The organism is Streptomyces sp. NPDC037126 (assembly GCF_055605965.1).
On record NZ_JBVJTD010000004.1, the window covers coordinates 356462 to 373347 of the forward strand.

At 71.7% G+C, this 16886-nt stretch carries 20 protein-coding genes; 14 read left to right on the forward strand and 6 right to left on the reverse strand.

Annotation, left to right across the window (positions count from 1 at the left end):
• Nucleotides 1-29: 29 nt before the first annotated feature.
• Entirely contained in the window at nucleotides 30-1235 is a 1206-nt protein-coding gene (locus tag ACZ7FF_RS13190; RefSeq protein ID WP_470811978.1) for a PP2C family protein-serine/threonine phosphatase, read from the forward strand.
• 40 nt (nucleotides 1236-1275) lie between these two features.
• On the opposite strand, the gene ACZ7FF_RS13195 is transcribed toward ACZ7FF_RS13190, so the two are convergent.
• Nucleotides 1276-1698 carry an ATP-binding protein gene (locus ACZ7FF_RS13195; RefSeq protein WP_470811980.1) on the reverse strand — a complete coding sequence of 141 codons (423 nt, stop codon included), beginning with the start codon at nucleotides 1696-1698 and terminating at the stop codon, nucleotides 1276-1278.
• 196 nt (nucleotides 1699-1894) lie between these two features.
• On the opposite strand from ACZ7FF_RS13195, the gene ACZ7FF_RS13200 reads away from it, so the two are divergent.
• Both ACZ7FF_RS13200 and glpK read left to right on the forward strand, forming a co-directional pair.
• A complete protein-coding gene (locus tag ACZ7FF_RS13200) occupies nucleotides 1895-2662 on the forward strand; it encodes an IclR family transcriptional regulator (protein ID WP_470811982.1) in 768 nt (255 codons plus the stop codon).
• Between the two features lie 60 nt (nucleotides 2663-2722).
• Nucleotides 2723-4210, forward strand: coding sequence for a glycerol kinase GlpK (gene glpK / locus ACZ7FF_RS13205; RefSeq protein WP_470811984.1), 1488 nt, complete (start codon nucleotides 2723-2725; stop codon nucleotides 4208-4210).
• A gap of 13 nt (nucleotides 4211-4223) precedes the next feature.
• On the opposite strand, the gene ACZ7FF_RS13210 is transcribed toward glpK, so the two are convergent.
• Complete coding sequence (locus tag ACZ7FF_RS13210) at nucleotides 4224-4505, reverse strand: tetratricopeptide repeat protein (RefSeq protein ID WP_470811986.1); 282 nt, start codon at nucleotides 4503-4505, stop codon at nucleotides 4224-4226.
• A gap of 298 nt (nucleotides 4506-4803) precedes the next feature.
• On the opposite strand from ACZ7FF_RS13210, the gene ACZ7FF_RS13215 reads away from it, so the two are divergent.
• The 3 genes from ACZ7FF_RS13215 to infA all read left to right on the forward strand — a co-directional run bounded on the left by ACZ7FF_RS13215 (nucleotide 4804) and on the right by infA (nucleotide 6739).
• Nucleotides 4804-5421, forward strand: a complete 618-nt coding sequence (locus tag ACZ7FF_RS13215) for a hypothetical protein (RefSeq protein WP_470811988.1) — start codon at nucleotides 4804-4806, stop codon at nucleotides 5419-5421.
• A gap of 232 nt (nucleotides 5422-5653) precedes the next feature.
• Entirely contained in the window at nucleotides 5654-6451 is a 798-nt protein-coding gene (locus ACZ7FF_RS13220) for a GNAT family N-acetyltransferase (protein ID WP_470811989.1), read from the forward strand.
• 66 nt (nucleotides 6452-6517) lie between these two features.
• Entirely contained in the window at nucleotides 6518-6739 is a 222-nt protein-coding gene (gene infA, locus ACZ7FF_RS13225; RefSeq protein ID WP_470811991.1) for a translation initiation factor IF-1, read from the forward strand.
• Nucleotides 6740-6876: 137 nt separating this feature from the next.
• Here infA and ACZ7FF_RS13230 read toward each other — a convergent pair whose 3' ends face one another.
• Entirely contained in the window at nucleotides 6877-8145 is a 1269-nt protein-coding gene (locus ACZ7FF_RS13230; protein ID WP_470811993.1) for an MFS transporter, read from the reverse strand.
• A gap of 133 nt (nucleotides 8146-8278) precedes the next feature.
• On the opposite strand from ACZ7FF_RS13230, the gene ACZ7FF_RS13235 reads away from it, so the two are divergent.
• The 8 genes from ACZ7FF_RS13235 to ACZ7FF_RS13270 all read left to right on the forward strand — a co-directional run bounded on the left by ACZ7FF_RS13235 (nucleotide 8279) and on the right by ACZ7FF_RS13270 (nucleotide 14787).
• Entirely contained in the window at nucleotides 8279-9214 is a 936-nt protein-coding gene (locus tag ACZ7FF_RS13235; RefSeq protein WP_470811995.1) for a LysR family transcriptional regulator, read from the forward strand.
• 221 nt (nucleotides 9215-9435) lie between these two features.
• Nucleotides 9436-10422 carry a L,D-transpeptidase gene (locus ACZ7FF_RS13240; protein ID WP_470811997.1) on the forward strand — a complete coding sequence of 329 codons (987 nt, stop codon included), beginning with the start codon at nucleotides 9436-9438 and terminating at the stop codon, nucleotides 10420-10422.
• A gap of 437 nt (nucleotides 10423-10859) precedes the next feature.
• Nucleotides 10860-11900, forward strand: coding sequence for a PP2C family protein-serine/threonine phosphatase (locus tag ACZ7FF_RS13245; protein ID WP_470811999.1), 1041 nt, complete (start codon nucleotides 10860-10862; stop codon nucleotides 11898-11900).
• A 70-nt stretch (nucleotides 11901-11970) separates the two neighbouring features.
• Nucleotides 11971-12882 carry a phosphotransferase gene (locus ACZ7FF_RS13250; protein WP_470812001.1) on the forward strand — a complete coding sequence of 304 codons (912 nt, stop codon included), beginning with the start codon at nucleotides 11971-11973 and terminating at the stop codon, nucleotides 12880-12882.
• 105 nt (nucleotides 12883-12987) lie between these two features.
• Nucleotides 12988-13344, forward strand: coding sequence for a hypothetical protein (locus ACZ7FF_RS13255; protein WP_470812002.1), 357 nt, complete (start codon nucleotides 12988-12990; stop codon nucleotides 13342-13344).
• 91 nt (nucleotides 13345-13435) lie between these two features.
• Entirely contained in the window at nucleotides 13436-14002 is a 567-nt protein-coding gene (locus ACZ7FF_RS13260) for a hypothetical protein (RefSeq protein WP_470812003.1), read from the forward strand.
• Between the two features lie 57 nt (nucleotides 14003-14059).
• A complete protein-coding gene (locus tag ACZ7FF_RS13265) occupies nucleotides 14060-14224 on the forward strand; it encodes a hypothetical protein (RefSeq protein ID WP_470812005.1) in 165 nt (54 codons plus the stop codon).
• A gap of 20 nt (nucleotides 14225-14244) precedes the next feature.
• Nucleotides 14245-14787 (forward strand): winged helix-turn-helix transcriptional regulator, encoded by a 543-nt coding sequence (locus tag ACZ7FF_RS13270; RefSeq protein WP_470812007.1) that lies wholly within the window; start codon nucleotides 14245-14247, stop codon nucleotides 14785-14787.
• 38 nt (nucleotides 14788-14825) lie between these two features.
• Here the strand turns inward: ACZ7FF_RS13270 and ACZ7FF_RS13275 are convergent, their stop codons facing one another.
• From ACZ7FF_RS13275 to ACZ7FF_RS13285, 3 genes are all read right to left on the reverse strand, one after another.
• A complete protein-coding gene (locus tag ACZ7FF_RS13275; RefSeq protein WP_470812008.1) occupies nucleotides 14826-15884 on the reverse strand; it encodes an LLM class flavin-dependent oxidoreductase in 1059 nt (352 codons plus the stop codon).
• On the reverse strand, nucleotides 15884-16390 hold the full coding sequence (locus tag ACZ7FF_RS13280; protein WP_470812009.1) for an SRPBCC family protein: 507 nt from the start codon (nucleotides 16388-16390) through the stop codon (nucleotides 15884-15886). The genes ACZ7FF_RS13275 and ACZ7FF_RS13280 overlap by 1 nt, the downstream gene beginning before the upstream one ends.
• A gap of 85 nt (nucleotides 16391-16475) precedes the next feature.
• A complete protein-coding gene (locus ACZ7FF_RS13285; protein WP_470812010.1) occupies nucleotides 16476-16880 on the reverse strand; it encodes a nuclear transport factor 2 family protein in 405 nt (134 codons plus the stop codon).
• Nucleotides 16881-16886: the final 6 nt, after the last annotated feature.

Sequence of the window (16886 nt, forward strand, 5' to 3'; positions counted from 1 at the left end):
CCCCGCACAGGTGAGGACTGCGGAGACAGATGAGACAGGCCCGAGACCATGGTCACGAGCATCGCCCCGGGCGGCTGCTCGCCAACCTGGTGACCCGCCTGCGTGCCTCGGCCCGTGGACGGGTCGGCACCCGCAGGACGGTCGGACTGCACGTGCTCCCGATACTGCTCGTCGCCGTCGTCGGGCTCGTCGACGGCGTCGGCGCGGACGGGAGGATCTGGCTGCCGCTGCTGGCGGCCGGGCCCGCACTGGCCGCCGCCACCAGCGGACCACGGGGTGTGGCCGGCGTCGGTCTGCTCGCCGCCGCCGTCATGGGCGCGGCGCTGGCCAGGGACGGACTTCCCGGCCGCGAACTGACGGCCGTGCTGGCGGCACTGCTGGCCGTCACTCTGGCCAGCGGCCTGGTCAGCGCGCTGCACGGCCGCAGGGAACGGGTGCTCGCCGCCGTCCGCTCGGTCGCCGAGGCCGCCCAGCAGGCGCTGCTGCTGCCCGTCCCGGAGACCGTCGGGCCCTTCCAGGTGGCCGTCCGCTACAGCGCCGCGGCGGCGGAGGCACGTATCGGCGGGGACCTCTACGCCCTGGTGCCCACCCCGCACGGGGTCAGGCTGATCGTCGGCGACGTACGCGGCAAGGGGCTGCCGGCCGTGGGCACCGCCGCACTCGTACTCGGTGTCTTCCGCGAGGCCGCCTACGACGAGCCCGACCTCCTCGACGTCGTCAGCAGGATCGAGCGGAGCCTCGCGCGCAACCTCGGCCCCGACGACTTCGTCACCGCCGTCGTCGCCGGATACCCGCGCCCCGGGCAGCTGGAGGTCGTCAACTGCGGACACGGACCCCCGCTGCTGATATCCGCCTCAGGAGACGTGGTCGCGGTGAACCCGACCCACCCCGCTCCGCCCCTGGGTCTGCGCGCCCTCTCCGGCGAGATACCCCGCCTGCAGAGCCTGTCCTTCACCGACGGCGACCAGCTGCTGCTCTACACCGACGGCGTCACCGAGGCCCGCGACCACCTGCGCGAGTTCTACCCCCTCGCCAAGGGGGTGGCCCGGCACGTCTGCGACGATCCGGCCCGCACGCTCACCGCGCTCCACAACGAACTGCTCGCCCACGTGGGCGGCCGGCTGCACGACGACGCGGCCCTGCTCCTGCTCCGCAAGCAGCACGACCGGGAACCGGAACCCTCTGCGCGCGCGGAGCCGACCGCTCCGGCGCGGACTGTCACGAAAACGCTGTGACGACATTGTCCCCAGCCTGACCTGGACCCGGCCGCAGGGCTCAGCTCGCCACCATGTCGGCCCACCAGCTGACGCCGTTCGCATGGACCCGTATCCCGTGCCGGGTCGCCAGCGCCCGCACGATCTCCATACCGCGGCCGTGCTCGTCGGGGTCGATCCCCAGGCGGGTCCGCTGCGCCGGAAGGGCCGGTCCCGCGTCGGTGACCTCGACACGCAGTGTGCCCGTCCCGTCGCGCCGGACCCACGACAGCCTCAGGACCGCGGGCGGCAGCGCGTGGATCACCGCGTTGGTGACCAGCTCCGACACCACGAGCATCGCGTCGTCGACGATCTCCGGGGACACCTTCCAGTCGGCGAGGACCGCGCCCACGCGCCGGCGGACGGCCGAGACAGCCCCGGCGACCGGCGGCAGCGGACACACGTGTTCGCACGCCTGCCGAACCAGCGTATTGAGAACCGCCATCATGTCTCCTGGGGATGAACACCGCCCTGCGGGGGCGCCTGGCCTCGGCACATCACCGGGCATGCAGCAACGTAGGCAGCCCGAACGGGGCGGTCAATGAACGTCGGTCGGCATTACCGAACACCGCAGCTCGCCCGGGACACACTGGCCGCCTCTACGAACAGCGAACCGCCCCCGGCGGTAATAGGCTCGCCTCATGGCCGGCCCAGTCCAGTCGATCGAACGGGCAGCGGCGATCCTGCGCCTGCTCGCCGGGGGGCCCCGCCGACTCGGACTCGGCGAGGTGGCGGCCTCCCTCGGGCTGGCGAAGGGCACCGCCTACGGCATCCTGCGCACGCTCCAGCACGTCGACTTCGTCGAGCGGGACGCGGCGACCGGAAAGTACCAGCTCGGAGCCGCCCTCCTGCACCTCGGAACCAGCTACCTGGACGTCAACGAGCTGCGGTCGCGCTCCATCAACTGGGCCGACGCCCTCGCCGCCCGCAGCGGGGAGGCCGTACGCCTGGGCACCCCGCTGGAAGGCAAGGTCCTCGTCGTCCACCACGTCTTCCGGCCCGACGACACGCTCCAGACCCTCGACGTCGGCTCCCTGCTGCCCCTGCACGCCTCCTCGCTCGGCAAGGTACTGCTGGCCTACGGGGCCGCCGCCCTGGAGACGGCCCCGGAACCGGAGCTGGAGGCGTACACCCGGCACACCCTCGTCGTCCCGGAGCAGCTCGACCGGGCACTCGCCGAGGTCCGGGAGCTGGGCTGGGCCGCCGAGATCCAGGAGATGAGCATGGGGGAGGCCGGGCTGGCCGCGCCGATCCGCGGGCACGGCGGCCTCGTCGTCGGCGCCATCGGCCTGTCCGGCCCGGTCGAGAGGATCTGCGACGGCCAGGGACACCCGCGGCCCAGTCTCATCACCCTGCTCCGTGAGGCCGCGCGGGCGGTCTCCAGAGAACTGGGCGCCGGCCGCTGGTAGGCCCGGCCCGCTCCTCCGCAACGCGTGGGAAGGCAGACCGATCAGGTGGAACGGTACGTAATGTCCATCGATCAGGGCACCAATTCCACCCGATGCATTCTCTTCGACCACCGGGGGCGGCTGGTGTCGGTCGCCCAGCAGGAACACCAGCAGCACTTTCCCCGGCCCGGATGGGTCGAGCACGACGCCGTCGAGATCTGGCAGAACCTCCAGCGCGTGGTGCCGGAAGCCCTGTCCGTCGCCCGTGTCGACGCCGACCGGATCGCCGCCGTCGGCCTGGCGAACCAGCGGGAGACGACCGTGCTCTGGGACCGGCGGACGGGCGCCCCCGTGGGCCGGGCGATCGTCTGGCAGGACACCCGCACGGCGCCCCTCGTCGACGAGCTCAGACGGCATCCCGGTGACGAGTTCTTCCTGGAGCGCTGCAGCCTGGTGCCCTCGACCTACTTCTCCGCGCTGCGGCTGCGCTGGCTGTTCGACAACGTCAAGGGCCTGGAGCAGCGGGCCGAGGACGGCGAGGTGCTGTTCGGGACGATCGAGAGCTGGCTGATCTGGAACCTCACCGGGGGCACCGACGGCGGCCTGCACATCACCGACGCCACCAACGCCAGCCGCACCATGCTGATGAACATCCGCACCCTCACCTGGGACGACGACCTGCTGACCCTCTTCGGCGTGCCCCGCCCGATGCTCCCGGAGATCAGGTCCTCCGCCGAGACGTACGGCGAGGCCGGGCCGCTGCTCCCCGGCGTGTGCATCACCGCCGCCGTCGGCGACCAGCAGGCCGCCCTCTTCGGCCAGACCTGCTTCTCCCCGGGCGAGGCGAAGTGCACCTACGGCACGGGCAGCTTCCTGCTGCTCAACACCGGCACCGAGCTCGTACGCTCCCGGCACGGACTGCTCACGACCGTGGCCTACAAGATCGGGGACCATGCGCCCGTCTACGCCCTGGAGGGCTCGATCGCCGTCACCGGCTCGCTCGTGCAGTGGTTCCGCGACCGCCTCGGACTGATCAGCAGCGCCCCCGAGATCGAGACCCTCGCCCGGACGGTCGAGGACAACGGCGGCTGCTACATCGTCCCCGCCTTCTCCGGCCTGTTCGCGCCCCGGTGGCGCAGCGACGCGCGCGGGGTCATCGTCGGCCTCACCTCGTACATCACCAAAGGACACCTGGCCCGTGCCGTCCTGGAGGCCACCGGCTGGCAGACCCGCGAGGTCGTCGACGCCATGAACGCCGACTCCTCGGTCCCGCTGAAGCAGCTCAAGGTGGACGGCGGCATGACGGCGGACAACCTGCTCATGCAGTTCGTGGCCGACGTGCTCGACGTCCCCGTCGTACGGCCCATGGTCGCCGAGACGGTGTCGCTCGGTGCCGCCTACGCGGCCGGCCTCGCCGCGGGCTACTGGTCCGACCTCGAAGTCCTTCGCCGCAACTGGCACCGGGCCGCCCAGTGGCTCCCCGCCATGGACCCCGCCCGCCGTGACACGGAGTACGAGAACTGGCAGCGAGCCGTGGAACGCTCCCTGGGCTGGGCACGCTCCACCTGACCGGGCCCCTGCCTCAGCGGTCGTTCCGGGTGTCCGCCGCACGGCGGAGCCACCGGGTGGCCTCGGGGGCGCGACCGGTGCGCTCCAGGAGGGCGCCGAGGTTGCGCATCGCGTCGGGGACTCCCTGTTCGGCGGCACGGCGGTACCACTGCTCGGCCTCCGGGACACGGCCGTCGGTCTCGATGACGGTGGCGAGGTCGTTCATCGCGTGGGGCACGCCCGCGTCGGCGGCGCGGTGGAACCAGCGCTCGGCCTCCGGGACGCGTCCCGTGGCCTCCATGACACGGCCCAGCACGTGGGCTGAGTTCCACGGGCCGGCGCGGCCGGCTGAGCAGGGGCGGGGCGGTGTGGCCCGCGGGCTGCCGCCACCACCTGGCCGTGCCGTCCGTGCTCGCGGACACCGCGGTCCGGCCGCGGTTCCACCGAGGCTGACGACCCTGATCGACGGAGTCCTCGCGAACGACGCCCCGAGCGACGGCGTCACGCCCTCGGCGGAGGAGTTCGCCCGCGCGCTGGGGGAGACGGTGTGACACCGTGCCAGGGTCTACCCTGAGGTCGCCGCGTTCCGCGGTGCCGATCAGGGGGAGGAACCGATGGCGCTCCGTGCGAACGACCTGCTGCCGGGCGAGGTCGCGCAGGTCACCAAGAACGCGAACGCGGTCGTCAAGGTGGACGAGGTCGGGCTGAGCCGTTTCGCCTTCGACCAGTTGATGTGGACGGTCGGCATGGAGGGCAAGGAGGCGATCGGCGGCCGCCTGCACGTGACGAACCACCGGCTCGTCTTCAACTCGCATCCCGTCAACCGCCTGCGGGGCCGGTTCAGCGTCTTCCTGCCCGTCATCACGGACGTCCGCGACGCCTCACGGGGCATCAAGAGACAGATACAGATCTCCACGCCCGCCCAGCAGTTCACCTTCGTCGTCTGGGGGGTCCCGGCGCTGATCGCCACCATCGACCGTCTCAGACACGCCGTGACCCCCGACCAGGCCGAGTGGCTGGCCGGAGCGGCGATCGCCGAGTACGCGAAGGTGGGCGAGGGGCTGAAGATCGCCCGGCAGATCGAGGCCGCGAACATCGCGCTCCGTACGACCGTGGAGGCGTCCAAAGCACTGCGCTCGGCTCTCGTACCGGGCCTCGACCCGATCGAACTGGCGGGTGTCCTGGGACTCGTGGAACTGCTCGAACGCAACGGCCGGCGAGGGAACGCGTAGCCGAGCAGCGGCGGGGCGGCGCGGGGCCGACGAGGGAAGTGGGGCCGGCTTTAAATCGGTTGGGCCGCCGGGCCCCCGCTGGTACCGTCTGGGCAGCCGTGAGAGAACGCGAGGAGGTGGGACCCATGAAGGCTGTATCCACGTGGGTGCTCCCCCTCTTCGTCACGGTGGGCGGTTGACACAGCAGTCGCCGGGAGCGCCTCAGAAACGGCACTCCTGAGAGGCAACACCTGTGAAATCCCCGCATTCCACCTCAAGCCCGAGCGGCCACGCGATCGTTGTCGCGCGGGTCTCGGACGCGCAGTGGCACGCCGTGGAGGACGACCGCACGGTCGGCCGCGGCCACGCCTCGCGCCGACCCGACGGGCGGCTCTTCATCAGCGTCGACGCGTGGCACGGCGCGGTCTTCGACCGCATCGCGGACGCGATGCTGACGGACCTCCCTGCACCCCTGCACACCGTCGTCGACGAGGCCGACCACGACTCGCGGTCCGCCTGGGAGCGGGCCGGCTTCGCCGTCGTACGCCGCGAATGGGGCTACCTCGTGCCCACCGACCCCGAGGTCACCGGACTCGGCTCGGCGCGTCCCCCGTCGGGCGTGACGATCGTGCCGGCCGGCGAGGCGGAGGAGGAGCCGCTGCGCGCCCTGGATCGCGTCATCCGCGACGAGGTCGAGTCCGCCGCCGGATGGCGGACGATGCCGGCCGAGACCCTGCCCCGCCCGGCGGGGACCACCGTGGTCGACCCGTCGAAGTACGCGGTGGCGCTCCACGTCGACCAGTACGTGGGACTCGTCCGCGTCGCGCCGCTGACCCGGCAGCCACGGATCGGGCTGATCGCCGTCCGGGCCGACCGGCACCGCCGCGGCATCGCCCGGGCGCTGCTGGCCCACGCACTGGGTTCGCTGCACCGCTCCGGGACCGCTACGGCATGGGCCGAGGTCAACGAGGCCAACACGGCGGCCACCGCACTGTTCGAGAGCGTCGGCGCCCGGCGCGCCGCCGCCGGCCTGGAACTCGTCCGCGGCTGACGCTCCACCACCAGACTCGTTTCCCACCGAACACCCCGTGACACAGCACGGGAGAAGTGAGACACCATGACGAAAACAGGGGGCATAGAAGTCGAAGGCACCGTCGTCGAGTGCCTGCGCAACGCCACCTTCAAGGTAGAACTCCAGACCGGGCACACGGTGCTCGCCCACATCAGCGGGAAGATCCGGAAGAACTACATCAGGATCCTCCCGTACGACCGGGTGCTCGTGGAGCTCAGCCCCTACGACCTCACCCGCGGCCGGATCCGCTACCGCTACCGGTCGTGACGCGGGGAACCGCACAAGGCGGGCCGCCGAGGTTCCCCGGAGCCGTCGGCGGCGCGGCCGGTGCACCGCCCGGCCGCGCCCGCTCCCGGCCCCAGGCGCGCGCCGAACACTCGGGGCCTGTCGCGATCCGCCCCCCGTCAGGCGCGGCTCGCCGCCGGCTCCGGCTCGGGGAGCGGCGCCGCCGAGCGGCGGGGGAGGAGCAGCGGGGTCGCCAGCAGGAGCACACCGGCGAGGCCGATGGCCGTACGGGGCCCGATGAGGCTGCCCAGCACACCCCAGACGGCCGTCAGGAGCGCGCTCGAGGCCTTGGTGGTCACGGTCCAGGCGGACAGGGTGCGGGCGACCCGGTCGGGCGCGGTGCGCTCCAGCCGGTAGGTGGCGTAGACGGGGTTGAAGACCCCGCAGCAGAAGATGAGCCCGAGCTCGACGCCCATCACCAGCAGCAGCCCTCCGGTGCCCGGCCCCAGGAAGGCCAGGCCGACGGGCCAGATCACGCGCAGCCCCCCGAACACGAACAGGACCCGGTGCTGTCCGAACCGGGTGACGAGCGGCCGGGCCAGCCGTGAGCCGAGCAGCCCGCCGATCGAGGGGGCGGCGAAGGCGAGGCCGTACTGCCACGGTGCGAACCCGAGCCGGCCGAGCATCAGGACGGCCAGCAGCGGTTGGGCGGCCATCACCAGGCCGTTGAACAAGGCGGTGTTGAAGAACAGGGGGCGCAGCGTCGGTTCGGCGAGGATGTACCGCCAGCCGTCGAGCAGGTCCCCGGGCCGCATGCGCGCGGCCTCGCGCGGCTCGGGCCGCGGCTCGTGGCCGCCCATCGCGCGGATGCCCAGGGCGGAGAGCAGATAGCTGGCCGCGTCCGCCACCACCGTCGCCACCGGACCGAGGAGCCCGATCGCCGCACCGCCCAGCGGCGGCCCGACGATCGTGGTCGTCCAGGAAGTGGACTCGAACCGGGCGTTGGCGACGAGCAGGTCCCCGGCGGGCAGCAGCGTCTTCAGGTACGCGCCGGAGGCGGCCCGGAAGGTGATGTCGGCCGCCGCCACGAGGATCGAGACCAGCAGCAGCTGAACGAAGGTGAGCGCGCCGAACGCGAACGCGACGGGAATCGTCAGCAGCGCCGCGAACCGCGCCAGGTCCATCGCGATCAGCACCGGCCTCTTGCGGCGGAACTCCATCCAGGGGCCGAGCGGCACCGCCACGGCGGCGCCGACCGCAGCCCCCACGGAGGAGAGCGCGGCGACCTCGGCCGGTCCGGCGTGCAGCACCCGGATGGCGATCAGCGGGAACGCGCCGAAGGCGAGCCACGTGCCGAGCGCGCTGGTCCCGTACGCTCCCCAGAGCCACCCGAAGGGCCGCCCCAGCCGGCGTCCGGGCAGATGTCCCAGCCGGTGCCCGCTCCTCATGCCCGACGCCTCTCGTCACTCACCCGTACAACCCAACCGCGATCGGTCACATCAAAGCGAGCACCATAACCGGGGATCAAACAACCGCAGGGTCGCCCACCACAACCAGCGGTTGTGGCCATACGCTCTCGCCATGGATCTCGACACCGTCCGGACCTTCGTCGCCGCCGCCGACGCGGGGCAGTTCCAGGAGGCCGCCGCCGAGCTGGCGGTCACCCAGCAGGCCGTCTCCAAGCGCATCGCCGCGCTGGAGCGCAACCTCGGCGTGCGGCTGTTCACCCGCACCGCGCGCGGCGCCGAGCTCACGATCGACGGACAGGCGTTCCTGCCCCACGCGCGCGACCTGCTGCGCGTCGCAGACCGGGCCGTCGCGTCCGTGCGCACCGGACACCGCCCGCTGCGCGTCGACGTGATCGCCTCACGCCTTGCGACGTCGGGCCTGATGCGCGCCTTCCACCGCGCGCATCCCGGGATCGACCTCGACGTGGTGATGCTGTTCGACGTCGACACGGCCGTCGCCGCCATCCGCTCCGGCACGATCGACGCCTCCTTCCGGGCCGTCGGCATGCCCGGACGGCCGCTTCCCGACGACATCGAGTCCGCCCGGGTGCTCGACGAGCCGCTGCAGCTCCTCACCGGCCCCGCCCACGCGCTCGCGGGCGCCCGGTCGGTGACCGTCGCTCAGCTCGTAGGACACCGGATCTGGATGCCCGGCATCGTCCCCGGTACCGAGTGGGCCGCGTACTACGACGACCTCGTCGCCGAGTTCGGCCTCACCATCGAGGCGACCGGCCCCAACTTCGGCTCCGACGCTCTCCTCGACACGGTCGCCGACACCCCGGCCCTGGCCACCTTCATGGGCGAGCACACCCGCCTCGTCTGGCCCGCGGACCACGGCCTGCGCCGCATCCCGGTGACCGACCCGACGCCCGTCTACCCGCACTCGCTCCTGTGGCACCGCGACAACCCCCACCCGGCGCTCGCCACCCTCCGCGCCCACCTCGCCGCCACGGCGACCGGCCGCGACGCCGCCGGAACCTGGCTACCGGGCTGGGTGCTCCCGCAGTGAACGCCGCCGCATCGCCCGACGCGCCGGCCGACGGGCCGCGGCACCCGCGGTCACGACCGGGCGAGATGCCGCGTTCCCCGAAGTCCGGTCTCGATACGCCGGAATGCCCGCCGTTATTTTGGACACGCTTTACGCAACGCACGCAACTGTGCCCCGGGTGCCCGTTGTCTGACAGGGAGTCGGGCCCGTCGGGGCCGAAGAACGAGAGAGCGGGGCAGGTCGTGGGACGGCGCAAGGGCGGCATAGGGATCGCACTGGTCACGGGTGCGGTGCTGTTGGGTGCGAGTGCCTGCGGCGGGGGCAGCAGCGACAAGGCGGGCGGGGACGACGCGAAGGCGCCGGGCAAGTCGGGCGCGAGCGCCTCCCCGTCGCCCACGAAGCCCGCGGGCCCTCCCATGCTGCTGGACACGATCACCCCGCAGGCGGGAACGACGGTCGGCGTGGCCATGCCGATCTCGGTGGTCTTCACGAACCCGGTGGCGGCGAAGGCCCGGGCCACGGTGGAGAAGCACATGAAGGTGAGCACCTCGCAGCCGGTGGTCGGTGCCTGGCACTGGTTCGGCGACAGGCGCGCCGACTGGCGACCGCAGACGTACTGGCCCTCCGGCACGAAGGTGAAGATCGACGCCGACATGCAGGGCGTCAGCAACGGCAGCGGACGCTACGGCGTCCGCGACTACACGCACAGCTTCACCGTCGGTGACGACGTGCGCGCGGACGTCTCGGTGACCGGTCACACCATGAAGGTGACCCGGAACGGCACGGTGCTGCGCACCCTGTCGATCAACGCGGGCAGCCCCCAGTACCCGACGTGGAACGGCACGATGGCCGTCATCGACAAGGAGGAGAAGGTCCACATGACCTCCTGCAGCGTCGGCATCAGCTGTGACAAGGGCAGCCCCAACTACTACGACCTGACGCTGCCCTGGGACGTCCACCTGACCCAGTCCGGCACGTACGTGCACTACTCGACCGGCGACCCCAACCCGGGCAGCGGCAGCGCCCGCGGCTCGCACGGCTGCGTCCACCTGTCCATGTCGGACGCCAAGTGGTTCTACGGCCAGGTCAAGCAGGGCGACCCCGTGACCATCACCGGCTCCATCCGTGCCAAGGCCTCGCCCGACAACGGCTACGCCGACTTCAACCTGGCGTGGAGCGAGTGGCTCGCGGGCAGCGCGTCCGGGAAGGAAACGACCTCGGCGCTGTGACGCGCCGCAAGCGGTCGACCCATACGCCGTGGCCCTGACCGACCGTAACGGTCGATCCGGGCAGGCGCGGGTGGGAGGGCCGCATGCAACGCGCCGTTCCGGGCCGCTCCCGAGTGGCCGGACGGTATCGCCGCTCCGGCCCGGGCACCACGTCCCCCCGGGGCCAAGGATCCAGGTGTGACGAGACCGGCCGACGGATCGGCACCGACGCCATGCGGCCGCTCCAGGCGGTGACGCCGGGGCGTGGTCCTGTGGAGCCGGGCGGCTGGGCGCTCGGAACATGGGGTCCTGATCCGCCGGACGCGAAGCCGAAGCCGCTCACCCTTAAGAAATTATGTCCGGTATGTGCCGATATGCTGTGGTTCATGATCTGGACTGGGTGGATGCGGACGAGTCGCCCTCTCGGCCGACGGTGGAGCTTCGCCCTGCTCTCACCCGTGATCTTGACCGTGATCGTGACGGCCCTGGCGTTCTCCACTCCCAGGAGGATCGCCTTCAGCCGCCTGCTGACGGCCGCACCCGCCCTCGCGGCCTCCATCTGGCCCGTGCTGCCCACCATCCTGCTGGGAGCGGCGTGTGTCGTGATCATGATCGGGTTGAGCCTTGTCTACCCCGATCTCGGCACGTGGTTCACCGCAGGTGCCATCGCCGCGGTCACCGTGGCCGCCGCCTACGCGTGCCGTGTCCGGATCCAGCGGGAACAGGCCTTCATCCAGCTACGCCTCGTCGCGGACGCGGCACAGAAAGTGCTCCTGCGCCCGCTGCCCCGCCGGGTCGGTCGCCTCGATGTCGAGTCGATGTACCTCGCGGCCGCCGCGCAGGCGCACATCGGCGGGGACTTCTACGAGATCGTCACCACGTCTTTCGGGGTACGCCTGATCATCGGCGATGTGCGGGGCAAGGGCCTGCCCGCGGTGGGCGCCGCCGCGGCGGTGGTCAACTGCTTCCGGGAGGCCGCGTACGACGAGCCGAACCTGGAGGGCATCGTCCGCCGCCTGGACGCCAGCAGCACCCGGCACAGCTGTACGTTCCCCACCGGGGACCTGCTGGAGCAGTTCACCACGGTCGTGCTCGCCGAGTTCCCGGACCGCGGCGGCGACCTCAGGCTCCTGAACTGCGGGCATCCTCCCCCACTCCTCCTGCACGACGGCAAGCTGCAGGTCCTGGATCCCACCGCCACCTCGCCGATCCTCAACCTCGCCGCGCTCATCGGCCCCCAGTACACGATCGACACGATCTCCTGCGCCCCCGGTGACCAGCTGCTCTTCTACACCGACGGCGTCATCGAGTGCCGGAACCGCAAGGGCGAGTTCTTCCCCCTGCAGGACTGGATGCGCCAGCAGGCCCCGAGCGAGCCCGGGGCGCTGCTCGACATGCTCCACCAGGACCTCCTCCAGCACAGCGGCGGCGGCCTCGACGACGACATCGCAGCCCTAGCGGTCCGCGTCTCCGACCGCCCGACGGGCTACGTGGAGTGACCCGTCCTCCCCGTAGAAGACCGCTGACCACCGGCTTCGCGGCGCTTGCGTCCGCTGTCGTCGCCCCGCGATGACCCACCCCGAGATCGAGGTCACCGCGGAGTTGGTCCGCGATCTGCTGCGCGACCGGCATCCCGGCCTTGCCGACCGCCCGCTGAGTTTCGGTGCGAGGGGCTGGGACAGTCAGATGTGGCGGCTCGGCGACGACCTCGCCGGGTTGCCCTGGGCGACGCGGTCCGCCGACCTGCTTCTGCGCAAGGAGCACGCCTGGCTCCCCGTCCTCGCCCCACACCTCCCTCTGCCGGTCCCCGTACCGCAGCACCTCGGTGAGCCCTCCGAGCGGTTTCCCCGCACCTGGATCGTCACCACCTGGGTTCCGGGTACGCCCGCCGACCACGCCCCCGCCACGCGCGCCGAGGCGGCGGCCGACGCCCTGGCCGCGTTCCTGACGGCTCTTCACCGCCCCGCTCCCGACGGGGCGCCCCTCGGACGGGGCCGCGGGGGGTCGCTGGCCGACTGCGCCGAGCAGTTCGCCGAGCGGCTCACCTCGGCCACCGAGCTGGGGCTGATCCCCGCCCCGGACGCCGTCCGAGCGGTCTGGGAAGACGCCCTCGCCGCGCCCGACCGGCCGGGCCCGGCACTGTGGCTCCACGGAGATCTGCATCCGGCCGACGTCCTCACCGCGTGCGGCACCTTCTGCGGTGTGATCGACTTCGGCGACCTCTGCGCGGCAGATCCGGCCTGCGACCTTGCCGCCCCCTGGATTCTGCTGCCGGACGGCGCTGTCGACCGCTTCCACGACGCCTATCGGCCGGCCGTGGACACCGCCACCCTGCGCGGTGCCCGCGGCTGGGCGGTGCTACGCGCGCTCGGCGGCATCCTCATCGGAGAAGCCGGCGTCCGCGGCCGCCCCGGCGGCAAGCCCACCTGGGGCCCACCCGCCCACGCCGCCCTACGACGCCTCGTCGCCACGGTCCGCTGAACGACCGGACCGGGCAAGGCGGTCCCCCGCCACGGGGAGCGCAGGTCGGCAGGTGGTCGTCTTCGGGTGCGGTGAAGTTCGCCTCCGAACCGAACGGGGCCCGCCGTGGCTCTCTCCCGCATCCGGCACCGGCCGACCGCCTCCGCGCGCGTGACCGGAGCCGTCGTCGTCCTGCTCGGCCTCGCCGGTTGGTACGTGTTCTCCGGGCGGGGCGCCGGGCTGTTGCCGCAGGACAGCTGGGGGCCGTGGCGGGAGAGACAGGTGAACGACTGGTCGGTGAGGACACGGGTCAACTCCCGGAGCGACGCCGCCGAAGCCCGCGTGCACATGGGCAAGGCGGAGGACTTCACGATGAAGGCGTACGGCGGGCAGGCCACGTCCACCGCGGAGATGGACGGCACCCGTTTCACCCTGTCGCCCGACGGCAGGGTCACCGGACGGCCGGAGCACGGTCCGGGGTGACCCACCCGTCCCGGCGCGGCCCGCTTCCGCTGTCGGCGGACACCACCCACGGACTCTTGCATCCGGTCCGCTGCGGAGTAATGGTGATTACATGATTACGACAGAGGAGCGAGAGAAGCTGCGCGGCTGGTTCGCCGGCCGTGTGCCGGACGACCTGTTCGAGGAACTGGTCGACGTGGCGGTCGACCGCGAGGAGATCACCGTCGTCGGCCGCATCGCCGCACCTCGGCTCTCCGACGACGCCTCGCCCACCGAACGTGAGGCGGCCGTCCAGGGCCGGGTCCAGGAGTTCCGCGAGCGGACCAGGGAGACGCGGATCGGGGTCGCCCGCGAGGCCGAGCACCGCTTCCGCCGGAAGGTCTCCTGGGGCGTGGAGTGCGCCGGGGAACGCGCCCTGTTCACGCATGTGGCGGCGCCCGTCATGACCCGGCTGCGCCAGCCCGAGCGCCAGGTCCTCGACACCCTGATCGCGGGTGGCGTCGCCCGCAGCCGCAGTGACGCCCTGGCGTGGTGCGTGCGCCTGGTCCAGCGCCACACGGACGACTGGCTCACCGAACTGCGCGAGTCCCTCGAACACGTCCAGCGGGTCCGCGCCCAGGGCCCCGACGCCGAACTCGCGGAAACCCACGAAAAGGGCCACGACGCCGCAGGGGAGTGAGCGGCAGGGGAGGGAAGCACTCCCGAAGTCCAGCCACCGTGCGTTCCGCGTCTCACCGTGACCGCCAAGGGCGACGGGCGTTCTGTCGTCACCGATGACACCGCGGGCATGTTCGCCGCAGTCCCCGGTGATGTCATCATCGCCCCGGCCGACGCACGGATCGCCCCGACCCACTACACCGACTGGCTCGCGCAACGGATCCGACGTGCTGAGTCTCACTAGAAGACTCGTATCATCGCCGTATGAGACGCACGTCGTTCGCGAACTGGCCGTGCTCGGTGGCGAGGACCATGGACCTGCTGGGCGACTGGTGGACGCCCCTGGTGCTGAGGGAGGCGTTCTACGGGATCCGCCGGTTCGACGAGTTCCAGCAGGAACTGGGCATCGCACGCAACACCCTCGCGGAGCGGCTGCGCAGACTGGTGGAGGCGGGCCTCCTCGAGAAGCGGTTGTACGAGACGCAGCCGATCCGCCATGAGTACGTGCTGACCGAGTCGGGCCGTGACTTCTACGGCGTGATCCTCGCCATGACGCGGTGGGGCGACCGGTGGCTCGCGGACGAGGACGGGCCGCCGGTCGTCACCCACCACGAGACCTGCGGTCACGATGCCCACGGCGAGGTGGTGTGCTCCCACTGCAGGGAGCCGCTGGCCTGGGAGGACGTCACCGCACGCCCCGGCCCCGGCTACCCGGCGAGGCTCCTCGACCGTCCTGACGTCCGACGACGGTTCCACCTGGACGACGAACCGGACGACGAAGGGGAGCCGACGCGGAGCGCCGACTGAGCCCCACCCAGGTGGTCCCGGCAGCCGCGCACGAGTGGTCAGGACGCCCCGTCGACCTCGTGGACCAGCTCGATCGCCCTGGCCAGCGTGGCGAGCCGGGCCTCCAGGGTCTCCCCGGCCGGATAGAGGCGGACCGTGGTGACACCGGCGTCGCGCCATACCGCCAGCCGCTCGCGCACCATGGCCTCCGTACCGATCAGTGTCGTGCCCAGCACCATCTCGTCGGTCACGAGGCCGGTCGCGCCGTCCCGGTCCCCGGCCTGCCACCGTTCGCGCACCTCGGCGGCGACCGCGGCCCAACCCTGACGGCTGTAGGCGTTGTTGTAGAAGTTGGTGGACGACGAGCCCATGCCGCCCAGGCTGAAGGCGAGTTCCTTCTTGCGCCCGGCGACCATCGCGCCGAGCGCTTCCTCGTCGGTGGCGATGGCGACCTCGGCGCCCTGGCAGACGTCGAGGTCCGCCCGGGTGCGGTCGCTGCGGGCCAGACCGTCGTCGAGGTGCGCGAAGTAGGCCTCGCCCGCGCCCTCGGGCACGAAGCTGGTGCCCAGCCAGCCGTCGGCGACCTCGCCGGTCAGCCGGAGCATGGCGGGGGACAGCGCCGCCAGGTAGACCGGCACCGGGTGCTCCGCGCGCATCGACAGCCGCATCGGGACGGCCTCGCTGCCGGCCAGCGGGATGGTGAACTCCGCGCCGGAGTAGGAGAGTCGGCCGCCGTCGAGAACCCGTCGCACGATCTCCACGGTCTCGCGCATCCGTCGTAGAGGCCGGGCGAAGGGTACTCCGTGGAGCCCCTCGATCACCTGCGGGCCGGACGCGCCGAGGCCGAGCAGGAAGCGCCCGCCCGACAGGTTGGAGAGGGTGACGGCGGTCTGCGCGATGGCCGTCGGGGTCCGTGTGCCCAGCTGCATCACACCGGATCCCAGCAGCAGCCGGTCGGTGAGCGCCGCGAGGTAGCCGAGGGCGGTGGGCGCGTCCGAGCCCCAGGCCTCGGCGACCCAGCAGACGTCCAGGCCCAGCTTCTCCGCCTCGACGACGAAGTCCGCGTGCTGGGACCAGTGTTCGCCGCCGGAGGCCTCGATCGTGGTCGCCGTCCGCATCACGCCTCCGCCAGCTTCTTGATCTGCGTAAGCGTGTGCGTCATGCCACGCTCGAACTCCCGCAGACGAACGAAGACGATCTTCTGTTCCTTCTCCGGCATCCGGTCGATCGCCACGGACAACCCGGAGCGCCCCGGGCCGAGTTGCATCCACTGCGAGAGTTCGGTTCCGCCGTCCCTGGGCAGCAGCCGGAAGCGCCAGACCGCGGAGGGGTCGGACGGGTCCTCCACCGCCCAGGCGAGGACCGACTCCGTCTCGCACTCCACGACATGGGAGGTCGTCTCCCATGTGCCGAACGCCTCGTGCTCACTGCGGCCGACGAACCTGGCCCCCACGGCCGGGCCCGGTGCGCCGTCGAGCCATTCGACGGACCGTAGTTCCTCGCTCATGCCCGGCATCAGCTCGATGTCGCTGACGACGGCCCACACCCTCTTGGGTGAGGCGTCGATCCATGTGTGCACCTCGATCGTGGGTTTGTCCGCGTAGCGCACGCCTGTCCATTCCAAGGCCGCCGGCCCCCTTGCCATAGAGCGGTTCTGACCTCCAAAGTTGCTTTATGAGACTCACCATGTCAAGGGGCGCTTCCCCGCCTCATCGGTCCTCGGGGAACGTGTCGCCGTACATGGGCAGGCCACTCAGGGACTCGGCCCTGGACGCCTCGACCTCGATCACGTCCCAGTGCTCCACCATGACGCCGTCCTCCAGACGGAGGAAGTCGACGGCGATCCACGGGGCCGACCGGCCCTCTCCCGAGAAGCGTCCTCGCACCATGACCATGTCCCCCTCCGCCATGATGAGTTCGGTTTCGTGCCCCAGGTCCGGCGGGAGGCTCTTGACCAGGTCGAACAGGCCCTCCCGTCCGGGCGCGATGTGGGCGCTGTGCTGGATGTAGCCGGGGGACCAGAACCGCTCGGCTGCGCCGTAGTCCCGCTTGTTGAACAGGGTGTCGAAACCCTCGCGGACGATGGCCTTGTTCCTGTCCTCAACGGTGCTCATGGGGTG

Excerpts from the sequence above, each read along its gene's own strand:
- ACZ7FF_RS13190 (WP_470811978.1), top strand. The coding sequence starts at position 30 with ATGAGACAGGCCCGAGACCATGGTCACGAGCATCGCCCCGGGCGGCTG.
- ACZ7FF_RS13195 (WP_470811980.1), bottom strand. The coding sequence starts at position 1,698 with ATGGCGGTTCTCAATACGCTGGTTCGGCAGGCGTGCGAACACGTGTGT.
- ACZ7FF_RS13200 (WP_470811982.1), top strand. The coding sequence starts at position 1,895 with ATGGCCGGCCCAGTCCAGTCGATCGAACGGGCAGCGGCGATCCTGCGC.
- glpK (WP_470811984.1), top strand. The coding sequence starts at position 2,723 with ATGTCCATCGATCAGGGCACCAATTCCACCCGATGCATTCTCTTCGAC.
- ACZ7FF_RS13215 (WP_470811988.1), top strand. The coding sequence starts at position 4,804 with ATGGCGCTCCGTGCGAACGACCTGCTGCCGGGCGAGGTCGCGCAGGTC.
- infA (WP_470811991.1), top strand. The coding sequence starts at position 6,518 with ATGACGAAAACAGGGGGCATAGAAGTCGAAGGCACCGTCGTCGAGTGC.
- ACZ7FF_RS13230 (WP_470811993.1), bottom strand. The coding sequence starts at position 8,145 with ATGAGGAGCGGGCACCGGCTGGGACATCTGCCCGGACGCCGGCTGGGG.
- ACZ7FF_RS13235 (WP_470811995.1), top strand. The coding sequence starts at position 8,279 with ATGGATCTCGACACCGTCCGGACCTTCGTCGCCGCCGCCGACGCGGGG.
- ACZ7FF_RS13250 (WP_470812001.1), top strand. The coding sequence starts at position 11,971 with ATGACCCACCCCGAGATCGAGGTCACCGCGGAGTTGGTCCGCGATCTG.
- ACZ7FF_RS13260 (WP_470812003.1), top strand. The coding sequence starts at position 13,436 with ATGATTACGACAGAGGAGCGAGAGAAGCTGCGCGGCTGGTTCGCCGGC.
- ACZ7FF_RS13270 (WP_470812007.1), top strand. The coding sequence starts at position 14,245 with ATGAGACGCACGTCGTTCGCGAACTGGCCGTGCTCGGTGGCGAGGACC.
- ACZ7FF_RS13275 (WP_470812008.1), bottom strand. The coding sequence starts at position 15,884 with ATGCGGACGGCGACCACGATCGAGGCCTCCGGCGGCGAACACTGGTCC.
- ACZ7FF_RS13285 (WP_470812010.1), bottom strand. The coding sequence starts at position 16,880 with ATGAGCACCGTTGAGGACAGGAACAAGGCCATCGTCCGCGAGGGTTTC.